The following is a 13041-nucleotide window of genomic DNA, read 5'->3' on the forward strand; positions in this document are numbered from 1 at the left end:
GCACCGGCCCGGAAACGCCCGTGCGGTATCCTTTGCGCTTTGATGCAGTCCGGAAATCCCCCGCATGTCGACCACCTCCAAACTGCGCCGCGACATCCGCCGGCGCCGCGAAACCCAGGCCGCCAACCGCGAGCAGGCCGCCGCCGCGCCGGTGGAGCCGCATGCCGAACTGCGCGACCAGCAGCGCACGCTGCTGGCCGGGATCGTGCGCCGCGACGGTGAGTGGGTACTGGGCATGGATGGGCGCATTGCCGGCCAGACCCCCAGCGCGGCGCGGGTGCTGGCGCTGATCATGCAGGCCGCCGAACTGCACGAACGCCAGGGCACGCCGGTGCGGCTGGTGTATTCGGATGCGTTGAAGGACGCCGCGCATGCCGAGGCCAAGGCCGATGGCAAGGATTTCGAACAGTTCAAGCTGGAGTTCGCGGCCTCGTTGAAGCCCAAAGCGCAGGCGTAGGTCCGACCCGTGGTCGGACGCTGCTCGTTCCGCTACCGCGGTGCATGAAAGAACCAACGAAAAAGGTTCTTCGCCGATTTACGGGAAGTCAGCTGCGCACTAAAGCCTCAGATCAACGGCGATGGCCGACGTATGCCCTGATTGGGCTGGCGCGGGTGGGTTGGCGGGACACGCCGTGAACCCCTCCTTGGGGGCTTGGCGAAAACATCCATGTTTTCGACAGTCCCGCCAACCCACCCACGCCAGCCCTCCACACATGGCTGGCACGCATGGAAAAGCGTAGGTCCTAGCCACGCTCGAGCAGCGTGAAGCCGAGACGATGCGTGTCCGACCATGGGTCGGACCTACCTGTGATGGGGTTGCCAGGAACTGGAGCAACGTCAGACCGTGGTCGGGCAGCTGTTGCTGTTGCCCGTGATTTTGATCTTGATCTACCTCCCCCTTGGAGCGAGCCGAGCATCGCAATCCCATGCGTCCGGACACGGGCGCGTTGCGACGCGTTCTTCACTACGGGGTTCGTTGTTACGGAGGCGCGGGCGTGTTCTTTGGTTACTTTCTTGCACGAGCACCAGCGCCGCAGGAGCGGCGCGGAACAGCGCAGCTGGCCCGTAGGGTGGCGCACACGGATGTGCGCCATCAGAAAGTAACTCGCGCCCCGTAGGGGCACGAAACGCTTTTGACGTTATCCGCGAAGCGGAAACAGCAGCGGCAACAACCGGACAACGGCCGGGCCCACCCGGTGGCATGCCCCCATAGTGCCACCGGGTGGGCTGTAGCCCCGGACATCGGCGAAGAACCAACGAAAAAGCCGGCCCAAGGGCCGGCTTTTTTCGTCCCATCACCGCGCAGCCGACCCTTGGTTGGCTGCATCTTCTCAGCGGGTGGCCGGAGCCGCCGCCGGTTTGGCCGCGGCAGTGGCGGCCGGGGCCTTCCAACCGCACATCTGGCCCTGGTTCTGCTGCTTGAGCCAGTCGTTGACCGGGGTGAAGTACTCGATCATCGGGCCGGCGTCGAGCTTGTCGCCGCCGGTGATCTCGCGCAGGGTGGCCTGCCACGGCTGGCTGGCGCCCTTGCTCAGCATCGCCCAGAACTTCTGCCCGGCTTCCTTGTTGCCGTAGAAGCTGCACTGGTGCAGCGGGCCCTTGTAGCCGGCGGCATCGCACAGGCCCTTGTAGAACTGGAACTGCAGGATGCGCGCCAGGAAGTAGCGCGTATACGGAGTGTTGCCCGGTACGTGGTACTTGGCGCCCGGATCGAAGAACTCCTCGCCGCGGGTGCTGGCCGGGGCCACGCCCTGGTACTTGGCCTTCAGGTCCCACCAGGCCTGGTTGTAGTGGTCCGGGGTGATCGAACCGTCGAACACGCCCCAGCGCCAGCGGTCGATCATCAGGCCGAACGGCAGGAACGACACGCCGCTCAGGGCCATGCGCATCTGTGCGTTGATGGTGGCTTCGCGGCTTTCCTGCGGTTTGTCGACCAGGCCGATCGAGTTGAGGTACTGCGGGGTCATCGCCAGCACGATGGTGTCGCCGATCGCTTCGTGGAAGCCATCGTTGGCACCGCCCTGGAACAGCGGCGGCAGCGGGTTGTAGGCCAGGTCGTAATAGATGTGGCCCAGCTCGTGGTAGATGGTGGTGAAGTTTTCTTCGGTCGGCTTGATGCACATCTTGGTGCGCACGTCGCCGTCCATGTTCATGTCCCAGGCACTGGCATGGCAGACCACGTCGCGATCCAGCGGCTTGATGAACTGGGTCTTGTCCCAGTACGACTTGGGCAGTGCCGGCATGCCCAGCGAGACGTAGAAGTCCTGCGCGCGTTCGGTCATCTGCTTGGCGGTGCGCAGTTCGGCCTCACGCTGGGCCTTGAACAGGGCTTCGACGTTGGCGTTGCTGCTGCCGGCCTTGGCCAGCGCGCCGCTGAGGTTGGTCTGGTACTGCTTTTCCAGCGCGGCGGTGATGTCCAGGCTGCCGGCGCCGGGATAGGGTTCCAGCTGGTCCCACAGGTTGGACCAGTCCTGCTGCCACATGTTGCCCAGCAGGTGGGCGGCGATCAGGCCGCCGTCGGTCTCGGCCTTGTCCTTGCCGTAGGTGGTGTCGAGCTTGGTGCGGGCGTAGCAGTGCAGCTGCTCGTACATCGGCTTGACCTGTTCCCACAGGCGGTCGGTTTCCGGGCCGATCTGTTCGGGCGGCATGTCATAGCCGCTGCGCCACATCTGGCCGGCATCGGCAAAGCCCATTTCCTTGGCGCCTTCGTTGACCAGGCCGACGAAGCGCTGGTAGTCGGCGCGCATCGGCTTGGTGGTGGCGTGCCAGCCCTGCCAGGCGTCCAGCTGCTTGTCGTAATCACGGCTGCGCGCCAGGACCTGTTCCAGCTCGCCCAGCTGGCGGCAGCTGGCCGGGTTGGCGTCGTCGGTGCAGTACTTGCCCGAGCCGTAGGCGCCTTCCATGCGGCTGGCGATGCGGGTCAGTTCGGACAGCTTGGCCGGGTCGCGCGGGGCCGGCATGGAGGTCATCAGTTTGAGCAGGTGGATCTGGCGCTTGGTGTCTTCGCTCATCGGCTGGCCGTCATACGTGGCGGCCTGGGTGATCCAGCCGTTGAGCACGGTCAGCCAGCGTTCGTTGGCCTTGGCCGCCACCCGCTCGGAGTCGTCGTTGATGTAGGTCGACGACAGCCACTGCGCCGAGGTCATTTCCGGGTACATGGCCTTGTACTCGGCGTTGACGCGGGCGATGAACTGGTCTGCGCTTTCGCCGGGCTTGGCGGTGTTGGCAGCCGGGGCATCGGCCGGGGTGGGGTCCTTCTGGCAGGCCGCCAGCGTCAGTGCGGCAGCACCGACAGCCAGGGCCAGCAGGAGCGGGCGGTGGTTCACGGGGACATCCTTGGGTGGTGACAGACCGGCGAAGGCTAGTGGGCTGCCCGCTGCACTGCAAGGGGCAGGGCAGCAACGTCCACTGCGCAGGACGCTTGAGTTGGGGCTGGATGGTCCCTTTTCCATTCAAAAGCAGTTGGCCGCCACGGCTCCGGGAGCGGGTCGGTGCGGATGGGTTGTCGGGACACGCCGCAAGTACGTCCCTGTAGGCTCGGCGAGAACATCCATGTTTTCGACGGTCCCGCCAACCCACCCACACCGACCCGTCCACACATGGCTGGTGCACATGGCAAACGCAACGACCGATGCTGTGGTTCGGCTGTGGGAGTGGCTTGCAGGAACTTGATTCTGGTGCCCGGCGAGGAAGAACCTTGGGGGCCAGGGTCTGGCCACCCCGGCCCGAGCGGAACTGGGAATAGCCAGCAGCTTCACGCTTTCAGCAGATCTAGTGGTCTATGCCTCGCACCCGGCAAACAGATCGCGGTCGCGCTCGTAGACCGCGGTTTTGACCTGCATCAGCCCCAATACCGATGGGAACAGGTTGTCGTGGTCGGTGTACTGGCCGGCGCGCTGTCGCACGCAGGCCAGGTTGAGCCCGCGGTTGGCGGCGAAGGCGGGAGAGAACCACATCGTCATCGGCACCCGGGTCTGCTCCTGCGGGGCGATCGCGTAGGGCATGCCGTGCAGGAACAGGCCCTTTTCGCCCAGCGACTCGCCGTGGTCGGACAGGTAGATCATCGCCGTGTCGTAGTCGTCCATGCCCTGCAGCGTGCCGATCGTGCGGGCCAGCAGCTGGTCGGTGTACAGCAGGGCGTTGTCGTAGCTGTTGGTGATCTGCTCGCGGCTGCACTTGCCCAGGTCGGGGGTGTCGCAGGTGGGGGTGAAGCGGCGGAAGCGGGCCGGGTAGCGTTCGAAGTAGCTCGGGCCGTGGTTGCCCAGCTGGTGCAGCACCACCACCCGGTCGCCGGGCCGGGCGCGCACCTGGGTGGCCAGGTCGTCGATCAGGATCTCATCCATGCAGCGCCCGTTGGCGCACAGCTGCGGGTGTCTGGTGTCGTCCAGTGCCTGCACCGGCAGGCCTTCGCAGACGCCCTTGCAGCCGGACTGGTTGTCGCGCCACAGCGTACCGATGCCGGCACGGTCCAGCACATGCAGCAGCGACTGGTGGGCACGGATCTTCTTCTCATCGTAGTCGTGGCGGCCATACGGCGAGAACAGGCAGGGCAGCGATACCTCGGTGCTGGTGCCGCACGAGTGCATGTCCGGGAAGTTGATCACGCCGGCCTGGGCCAGCTGCGGCGTGGTCTGCCTGGAATAGCCGTTGAGCCCCCAGTTCTGCGCGCGCGCGGTCTCGCCCATCACGATCACCAGCAGCCGCGGCCGGCTGCCGGCCGCACGCGCGGTGGCCTTGGCATCGGTGCCGATCGGCAGCTTGGGCGCGCGCTGGATCGGGTTGTCGCCGCGCAGTGCCTTGGGCAGGCCGAGCAGGAAATTGCCCGGGGTGGCCAGGTAGCGCACTTCGCGTTGGTTGCGCATCAGCGCCGACATTTCCTGGAAGGACAGCATCGCACCGCCCAGCGCAACCAGTGCCGATAGCAGCAGGAAGCCGCTGCGCCACAACAACGCGCTGGCCCAGGAACGCTTGACCAGTTGCACCCGCCACAGCAGCAGCATCGGCAGCACGGCCAGCAACAGCAGCGGCGGCAGCAGCGCCGCGGTCATCAGTTCGCCGCTTTCCTTGTGGTCGGTGGCCAGCACGTTGCGCAGCATGTCCGCATCCAGATAGATGTGGTAGCTGCCCATGTAGTGGGCGGCCAGCGCCGTGCCTACCAGCAGCATGCCGACCACCACCTTGGCATTCCAGCGCCATACCAGCAGGCCCATCAGCAGGCAGTGCGCGCCGACCAGGAACAGCAGCAGCGAGGCGGCAAAACGCAGGCTGCCCGGATGGGTGGCCATCGCGCTGTGCCAGAACAGGCCATTGCAGGCCAGCGCGAAGAACAGGCTGGTCAGCGTGATCAGGGTTTCGGTGGACCACTGCGGGCGCCAGCTGCGCAGGCCGGTCAGGTCCAGGCTGCGTGCCGGGCGCGATACCGATGCGTTCATGCCGGTTCTGCCTGTGCCACGGCGCGATGGATCTTGAGCAGGGGTTGGAACGCGCAGTACAGCGCCAGCGAGACCAGCCAGCAGGTGGCCAGGGTCCACAGGTCGTGGGAGAGGAAATGCGCGCCGCGCAGCTGTTGGGCCAGGCCGAATACGGCGCCTGCCAGCAGCCCGACCGCCAGGCCGCGCCAGCGCCAGGCCGGGCGCACCATCAGGGCGAAGAAGTACAGGCCGATCCAGGCGAAGCCCGCACTGGAGTGGCCCGCAGGAAAGCAGACGCCGCGCGGCATGCCGTGCGGCCGTGAAGCGAAGAGCCCCACGTACTCGCGCAGGCCGCCATAGCGGGCCAAGTCCCAGGGGCAGTCCATGTTGATCACCGACTTGAGCAGCGAGACCACCCCGGTCCCCAGCGCCACGGCCAGCACCAGGTACAGCAGCGGCCAGCGCCAGGCCGCCGCTCGCGGGCGGCGCCAGGCATGGGTGCACAGCACCACCACCACCAGCGCGGCGGCGGTGCTCATCCACTTGCCGCCGTGGTGGACCAGATGGCTGGTCACCCAGGCGTTCTGCAGCGCCCAGTGCTGGCCTTCCAGCCGGTAGAACCGGTCGGCCAGCCACTGGTCGCCGCCCAGGCCCATCAGCACCGTGCTGGCCGCCAGGGTGGCCAGCAACGGCAGCCACAGGTGCCGGCGCAGGAAGTGCGGGGCGGCGGTGGCGGCCACCAGCGGGATGGGAAAGGGAGCGACGGGTACCGAGGACATGGTCGAAACAACCGGTGGAAAGATCCGGCGCCATGGTCGTCAGCGGTGTGTCGGAGAGCGGTCGGAGCAATGTTGGCCGTCGGTTAAAACGCCGCCGGCGCCGGTTTCCGTTCAGTCCTGGTCGTCGCTGGACGCGGCCGCGGCCGGCAGGTGGGCATCGCAGTCCCGGCGCCAGGCCGTGCCCGGCAGCAACTGCCAGCGGTTGCGGTTGCTGCTGCCGATCGCGACCAGCTGGGCGCGGTCCACGCACGGGCTCATCGCCGCATCCAGCACCAGCAGCCAGCGGCGCTGCGGGGCCTGTGCCAGCCAGGGGCCGGCCAGCCGCCACTGCGCATCCCAGGGGCGTTTGAAGCCGAATTCGGTGATCGGCCGGTCGGCTTGCAGCAGGTTCTGCTCACGCCAGGCGACCAGGCCCAGTTCGGCCTGCGGACCGATCCGCTGGCCCACCCGCTGCATCAGTGCCGAGGCCGAACTGTACGGATCCAGCGCCGGCATCAATCCCCAGCCGTACAGATTCCACAGCAGGAACGAGGTGACAACGACAACCAGGCCGGCGCGGCGTTGGCGCAGCCACAGCACCAGCGCGGCCAGCAGTATTCCGGCACCGAGCATCCAGCCGCCCAGGACCGGCAGCAGGCTGTCGGGCATCTGCCGGCGGGCCAGCTGCGCATGCGCCCAGGCACCGCCGCCGAGCAGCTGCACGCCCAGGTACAGCGCGGCCACCGCCAGCACCGCGGCATAGGCCAGCAGCAGCCAGCGCAGCCCGGCCCGGCGCAGCAGGCCCGGCAACAACGGTGCGGCGGCCACGCACAGCAGCGGCAGCATCGGGAAGATGTACACCTCGCGCTTGCCCGGGCTGGCGCTGAAGAACACCAGTACCAGCAGCGCCCAGCCCAGCAGCAGCCAGTAGCGGCCGTCCAGGCGCTTGAGCCGGCGCCACCAGGCCGGCAGCAGGGCCGGCAGCAGCAGGCTGCCGGGCAGCCACAGGGTGGCGATCACCTGCAGGTAGTACCAGGCAGGCTGCACGTGGTGCCAGGCGTTGGCGTAACGGGTGCCGGTCTGCTTGAACAGCAGTTCGCGCGCGTAGGCATGCAGTACCGGGTCCGGGTCGTGCAGCAGGGCGATGCCCAGCGGCGCCAGCCATACCACCGTGCCGAGCAGGAAGGCCGGCAGCAGCCAGCCCAGGCTGCGCGCGCCGGCAGCCGTGGCCGGCCGTGCCCGGTCGCGGCTGCGCCAGCGCCACAGCGCCCAGGGCAGCAGCACCAGCAGCGGCAGGAAGCCCACGCCCTTGGTCACCGTGCCCAGGCCGGCGGCAAACCCGGCCAGCCACAGCGCAGGCCTGTTGCCGCCCTCCAGCAGGTGCCGCAACAGGCCCCACATGGCCAGTGTGGTCATCGCCACCAGCACCATGTCGATCTGCGCGCGCTTGGCCATCAGCCCGAACTGCAGGCAGCTGAACAGCGCCAGCACCGCCCACCCGGCGACCTGCCGGTTCCACAGCCGCCGCGCCAGGTCCCAGGTCAGCCACAGGGTCAGCAGCCCGGCCAGCAGCGATGGCACCAGGAAGGCCACGTTCCAGCCGCCGAACAGCTGGTGGCTGGCCGCCTGCATCCACATGAACACCGGCGGTTTTTCCGCGTACAGCTCGCTGCCACGATGCGGCAGCAGCCACTGGCCGCTGTCGACCATCGCACGCGCCGCCAGCACGAACCGCGGCTCATCCGGCGGCGACGGTTGGCGCAGGCCGATGCCGGCCAGCAGGGCCAGCACGATGGCGATGCAGGCCAGGAGCGACCCGCGCCGGCGCGACAACGGGAAATCGGGCATAGCCGGGCCCTTCAGCAAAACCGCCACTGTCTCCCTGACAGCGTAGGAAAGGCGTCGAAACCCCCCGAGACAACCGGATTGCGACCGGATTCCGACACGGATGCGGCTACCATGCGCCGATCCGCCCTCGAGAGTCTGCCATGCGGCTTCTGGTCATTGAAGACAACCGCCAACTGGTTGCCAACCTGTTCGAATACTTCGAGTCCCGCGGGCATGTGCTGGATGTGGCGCCAGATGGGGTCACCGGCCTGCACCTGGCGGTGAGCCACGCCTATGACGCCTTGATCCTGGACTGGATGCTGCCGCGCATGGAAGGCCCCGAAGTGCTGCGCCGGTTGCGTGCCGAGCATGGCTCGGAAGTGCCGGTGATCATGCTGACCGCGCGCGACGAACTGCCCGACAAGATCGCCGGCTTCCGCGCCGGCGCCGACGACTACCTGACCAAACCCTTCGCGCTGCCCGAACTGGAAGTGCGGCTGGATGCGCTGATGGTGCGCGCGCACGGCCGCAACCCGCGCAAGGTGCTGGAAGTGGCCGACCTCAAGCTGGACCTGGCCACGCTGGAAGCGCACCGCGACGGCAAGCCGCTGCACCTGTACCCGGCCTGCCGCAAGCTGCTGGAAGTGCTGATGCGCGCTAGCCCCGGCGCGGTGACCCGCCAGCAGCTGGAGTTCGCCCTGTGGGGCGATGAGCCGCCCGATGGCGACCTGCTGCGTTCGCATGTGTACGAACTGCGCCGCAGCGTGGACGGCCCGTTCCAGCAGAAACTGCTGCACACCCTGCCACGGGTCGGGTACCGGCTGGGCAAGGGCGGCAGCGTGGCCCACGATGAAACCGCGTAGGCCGGCGCCGCTGCACCGCCGCCTGGTGTGGTGGATGCTGGCGTACCTGGCGCTGATTTCGCTGGCGGTGTTCAGCGTGGGCAACTACGTGCACGAACATGCCGAACACTCGGCCTGGCGTGCGCTGCTCAATTCCGAACTGGACAGCATCGTCAACCACATCGAGCACGAGCCGCATTACCGCTGGCAGGACTCGGACACGCTGCGCCTGTTCACCGTCGACGACAGCGGCCAGGTACCGGCCAGCCTGCGCGCGCTGCACCCGGGCCTGCACGATGGGGTGATGGTCAACGGCCGCTCCAGCGCGGTGATGGTGCGCGACACGCGCAACCAGGGCCGGTTGGCGCTGGTGCTGGACATCAACGACTTCCATGAGCTGGAGCAGTTCGCCACGCGCTGGGTGCTGCTGGCCGGGGTGCTGATGATCATCGTCACCGTGGTGATGGCCTCGCTGGGGGTCAGCCGGCTGGTGCGGCCGCTGAGTTCGCTGGCCCAGCGCATCGACGGGCTCAAGCCGGGCGTGGCCGGGCAGCGGGTGACGGTGGACCGGCGCGGCAGTTCGGAACTGTATGTGATCGCCGATGCGGTCAACGATTATCTGGACCGCAACGAGCGCTTCGTCGAACGCGAGCGTCTGTTCATCAGCACTGCCAGCCATGAGCTGCGCACGCCGATCGCGGTGATCACCGGTGCGGCCGAACTGGCGCTGGACCAACCCGACCTACCGGCCCGTGCACGCCAGCAGATGCAGCGGGTGCACCGTACCGCGCAGGGCGTGGAGCAGCTGATCCAGTTGCTGCTGGTGCTGGCGCGCGAGCCGGCCCGGCTGGCCGCACTGGGCGAACGCATCGCGCTGGACCAGCTGGTGCCGGAGATCATCGAGGACCATCGCCATCTGATGGGCGACAAGGAAATGCGCATCGAGGTCGATGGCCTGGCGCAGGTGGACATCTTCGCGCCGCTGGGCGTGGTGCAGGCGGCGATCGGCAACCTGCTGCGCAATGCGATCGAAAACAGTGGCCGCGGCACCATCCATATCCAGGTATCGCCGGCGGCGGTGGTGACCCTGCAGGACCCTGGCCACGGCATGAGCCCGGAGGAGATTGCCGCGGTGCATGCACGCATGGCGCGGGGCGACCGCAACGAGCAGAGCGGGATCGGGCTGGAGTTGATCGCCAAGCTGTGCGACCACCTGGGCTGGGCGCTGCAGATCGAACCCTGCGCGCCGCGTGGCACCCGGGTGATCCTCGACCTGGGCGCTTCGCGGCCCGGTAGCGGTGGAATGACGCGGTCGTGACGTGATCGGCATGGTGTTCGCTGCGCCGCACCGTGGTGCAGCGTGAAGGCAGTGTTAAGCTGTTACGGCGCCGCTTTATGCGGCGCTTTTTTTTCTTCGATCGACAGAAGGATGGCGTGATGCCGACCGAAACCAGTACTGCCCTGATCACCAACGACATCGTCGGCCTCGGCCTGATCGCCGCCACCCTGGCGCTGATTTTCTGGGCCGCCAGCGGCCCGACCCCACTGCTGAAGCGAATTTTCGCCTGGGTGCCGGCCCTGCTGCTGTGCTACTTCATTCCGGCCATCTACAACACCGCCGGCCTCATCGATGGCCACAACACCTCGCTGTACAACCCGATCGCGCGCGATGTGCTGCTGCCGGCCGCGCTGGTGCTGCTGACCCTGTCGATCGATCTCAAGGGCATTCTCAAGCTGGGCCCGAAGCTGTTGGTGATGTTCTGCGCGGGCACGCTGGGCATCGTGCTCGGTGCGATCGTGTCGTTCCAGGCGATGTCCTGGATCCACCCGGCCACGGTGGCCGGCGACACCTGGAAGGGCATGGCCGCGCTGGCCGGCAGCTGGATCGGCGGCGGCGCCAACATGGTGGCGATGCGCGAAGTGTTCGGCACCGATGCCACCACCTTCGGCCAGTTCGCGGTGGTCGATGTGGCCTGTGCCAGCCTGTGGATGGCGGTGCTGCTGTTCCTGGCCAACCGTGCCAGGCAGATCGACACGCGCAGCGGTGCCGATACCCGCGCCATCGATGAGATGAAGGAACGGATTTCGGCCTACGAGGCGCAGAATGCGCGTATTCCCAGCCTGACCGACCTGATGGTGATCGTCGGCGTGGCGCTGGGCGGGGTCGGCCTGGCGCATGCCATCGCCGCGCCGCTGAGCGGCTGGTTCAAGGCCAACGTCAGCTGGGCCAGCCAGTTCAGCCTGGACAGTGCGTTCGTCTGGGTGGTGCTGTTGTCCACCGCGCTCGGCCTGGCCCTGAGCTTCACCCGCGCGCGCCGCCTGGAGTCGGCCGGGGCATCGCGGCTGGGCACGCTGTTCCTGTATTTCCTGATCGCCTGCATCGGCATGCAGATGGACCTGTTGTCGCTGCTCGACCGCCCCTGGCTGTTCGCACTGGGCGCGATCTGGATGCTGACCCACATCCTGGTGCTGTGGATCGCCGCCAGGCTGCTGCGCGCACCGCTGTTCTTCTTTGCGATCGGCTCGCAGGGCAACATCGGTGCGGCTGCCTCGGCACCGGTGGTGGCCGCAGCGTTCCATCCGTCGCTGGCGCCGGTCGGGGTATTGCTGGGCACCGTGGGCTACGCCACCGGGACCGGGCTGGCCTATGTCACCGGCCTGATCCTGAAATGGATGGCCGGGGCCTGACCCGCCAAACCAGTAGTGCCGGCCGCTGGCCGGCTCCAGGTGAAACCATGGGTTCATGAGGAGCCGGCCAGCGGCCGGCACTACCGGTACGTGGAGATTCCGTGGAGCCGGCCAGCGGCCGGCACTACCGTGGGATGGCCCGACAGGCCGGGCGCGCGCGGCCCATCCGGCCCGACGTCCAGAGTGTGGAACGGGTATCAGACGCAACGGCGATTGCCCCGTAACGTGCTGCCTCATGCGCCAGCCCGTGGCGGAGGGCATCACGGGTGGGAATCTCCGCCGATGGCAATCGGCGTCCAGCCAGGACGTTGCATGAAACCGCAGGGACTGTTCCGATGCTGTGTCACCGCGCTGCTGTTGTTGACCAGCGCCACCGCCGTTGCCCAGACCGCGCGCATCGAACGCGCCGATGTGCAGGCCATTACCGATGCCAGTGCCCGTGATGTGGCCGCGCTGATTGCCCAGCCGGGCTTCGCCGCGGCGGTGACCGGCGCACTCACCACGCGCCCCGGCGGCGTGCCGCTGGCCCAGGTGATGGCCCGCTTCGACCCGCAGGCACGCACCCGGGCCACGCGCGCGCTGGCCGCCCAGGATCGCCAGCTGCGCCAGCGCAAGGGGTTGCCCGCCGTTGGCGCGGACCTGCTGCAACTCCGCGCCTACGTACCTGCCGGTACCCGGCTGGCCGACATGCCCGCCGCGCAGCTGTGGGTGGCGGTATTGCCACGCGGCGATGACCGCCACTGGACCACGCTGGACGCCTACGACCCACAGGGACGCCGCCACACGCTGGACGCGCGCGCCGCGCCAGCCTTCCCGGTGTTGATCGTCGACGTGGATACGCGCACGGCGATGGAAGAGGGCATGGCGGTGGTCAACGCCGGGCTGCAGGCGCGCGGCCTGCAATCGCCGGACCGCGTCCGGTTGGCCGCCAACGGCAGCGCGTCGCTCGACCTGACCCGACTGGACCGCATCCGCCTGGCCGCCGACCAGGAGCCGTGGGCGCTGGGCGGGGCGGAGGTATTCGCGGTGGTGACGGGCCTGCAGATCGGTGCGGCCGAACCGGAGATCGCCACGCTGACCCTGCCGTACCTGGACCACGACAACACCGATTACACGCCCGGCCAACCGCTGGTGGTCTGGGGCAACTATCGCTTCGACGCGGCCAACGTGCAGCTGTTCGAAGATGACGGCGATACCAACTACCAGGATCTGCTGGTGGCATTGACCGATGGCGTCAAGGTGGCATTGGGCGCCTTCGCGCCGGAGTACGCAGTCATCTTCGACATCGCCGGTGCCATTCTCAAGGCGATGCCCACCAGCTGGTTCGCCAACGACACCGATTATCTGGACAGCTTCTACCTGCTGCAGCGCGGGCAGGCCTACACCGGCCGCATGGGCGCGGCCAACAATGCCAAGGTCACGCTGACTCCGCTGACACTGACCGAGTAACCCGGTAGTGCCGGCCGCTGGCCGGCTCCTCGTGAGCCCACGGTTTCGCCTGGAGCCGGCCAGCGG

The 13041-nt window shown here is 67.8% G+C and carries 9 protein-coding genes; 5 read left to right on the plus strand and 4 right to left on the minus strand.

What is annotated here, in order from left to right; genetic code table 11:
* Positions 1–64 precede the first annotated feature (64 nt).
* Positions 65–457 (plus strand): hypothetical protein, encoded by a 393-nt coding sequence (locus IC535_RS08495; RefSeq protein ID WP_228884222.1) that lies wholly within the window; start codon positions 65–67, stop codon positions 455–457.
* A gap of 874 nt (positions 458–1331) precedes the next feature.
* Here the strand turns inward: IC535_RS08495 and IC535_RS08500 are convergent.
* The 4 genes from IC535_RS08500 to IC535_RS08515 all read right to left on the minus strand — a co-directional run bounded on the left by IC535_RS08500 (position 1332) and on the right by IC535_RS08515 (position 8017).
* Positions 1332–3326: a M2 family metallopeptidase gene (locus tag IC535_RS08500; protein ID WP_228884223.1), complete on the minus strand. Its 1995-nt coding sequence runs from the start codon at positions 3324–3326 to the stop codon at positions 1332–1334.
* A gap of 453 nt (positions 3327–3779) precedes the next feature.
* Positions 3780–5432 carry a phosphoethanolamine transferase gene (locus IC535_RS08505; RefSeq protein ID WP_228884224.1) on the minus strand — a complete coding sequence of 551 codons (1653 nt, stop codon included), beginning with the start codon at positions 5430–5432 and terminating at the stop codon, positions 3780–3782.
* Positions 5429–6190 carry a phosphatase PAP2 family protein gene (locus IC535_RS08510; RefSeq protein WP_228884225.1) on the minus strand — a complete coding sequence of 254 codons (762 nt, stop codon included), beginning with the start codon at positions 6188–6190 and terminating at the stop codon, positions 5429–5431. Before IC535_RS08510 ends, IC535_RS08505 begins: the two co-directional genes overlap by 4 nt.
* A 111-nt stretch (positions 6191–6301) precedes the next feature.
* Positions 6302–8017, minus strand: coding sequence for an ArnT family glycosyltransferase (locus IC535_RS08515; protein ID WP_228884226.1), 1716 nt, complete (start codon positions 8015–8017; stop codon positions 6302–6304).
* A gap of 140 nt (positions 8018–8157) precedes the next feature.
* Between IC535_RS08515 and IC535_RS08520 the strand changes: the two genes are divergently transcribed.
* The 4 genes from IC535_RS08520 to IC535_RS08535 all read left to right on the plus strand — a co-directional run bounded on the left by IC535_RS08520 (position 8158) and on the right by IC535_RS08535 (position 12975).
* Entirely contained in the window at positions 8158–8859 is a 702-nt protein-coding gene (locus IC535_RS08520; protein WP_228884227.1) for a response regulator transcription factor, read from the plus strand.
* Positions 8846–10156 (plus strand): sensor histidine kinase, encoded by a 1311-nt coding sequence (locus IC535_RS08525; protein WP_228884228.1) that lies wholly within the window; start codon positions 8846–8848, stop codon positions 10154–10156. Before IC535_RS08520 ends, IC535_RS08525 begins: the two co-directional genes overlap by 14 nt.
* 119 nt (positions 10157–10275) lie before the next feature.
* Complete coding sequence (locus IC535_RS08530) at positions 10276–11526, plus strand: DUF819 domain-containing protein (RefSeq protein ID WP_228884229.1); 1251 nt, start codon at positions 10276–10278, stop codon at positions 11524–11526.
* Positions 11527–11838: 312 nt separating this feature from the next.
* A complete protein-coding gene (locus IC535_RS08535; RefSeq protein ID WP_228884230.1) occupies positions 11839–12975 on the plus strand; it encodes a DUF3103 family protein in 1137 nt (378 codons plus the stop codon).
* The last annotated feature ends 66 nt before the right edge of the window (positions 12976–13041 follow it).

The organism is Stenotrophomonas rhizophila, from assembly GCF_020857975.1.
GTDB classification, from domain to species: domain Bacteria; phylum Pseudomonadota; class Gammaproteobacteria; order Xanthomonadales; family Xanthomonadaceae; genus Stenotrophomonas; species Stenotrophomonas rhizophila_C.

What these genes read in the sequence shown, in the direction of transcription:
- IC535_RS08495 (WP_228884222.1), top strand. Translation starts at nt 65, where the DNA reads ATGTCGACCACCTCCAAACTGCGCCGCGACATCCGCCGGCGCCGCGAA.
- IC535_RS08505 (WP_228884224.1), bottom strand. Translation starts at nt 5,432, where the DNA reads ATGAACGCATCGGTATCGCGCCCGGCACGCAGCCTGGACCTGACCGGC.
- IC535_RS08510 (WP_228884225.1), bottom strand. Translation starts at nt 6,190, where the DNA reads ATGTCCTCGGTACCCGTCGCTCCCTTTCCCATCCCGCTGGTGGCCGCC.
- IC535_RS08515 (WP_228884226.1), bottom strand. Translation starts at nt 8,017, where the DNA reads ATGCCCGATTTCCCGTTGTCGCGCCGGCGCGGGTCGCTCCTGGCCTGC.
- IC535_RS08520 (WP_228884227.1), top strand. Translation starts at nt 8,158, where the DNA reads ATGCGGCTTCTGGTCATTGAAGACAACCGCCAACTGGTTGCCAACCTG.
- IC535_RS08525 (WP_228884228.1), top strand. Translation starts at nt 8,846, where the DNA reads ATGAAACCGCGTAGGCCGGCGCCGCTGCACCGCCGCCTGGTGTGGTGG.
- IC535_RS08530 (WP_228884229.1), top strand. Translation starts at nt 10,276, where the DNA reads ATGCCGACCGAAACCAGTACTGCCCTGATCACCAACGACATCGTCGGC.
- IC535_RS08535 (WP_228884230.1), top strand. Translation starts at nt 11,839, where the DNA reads ATGAAACCGCAGGGACTGTTCCGATGCTGTGTCACCGCGCTGCTGTTG.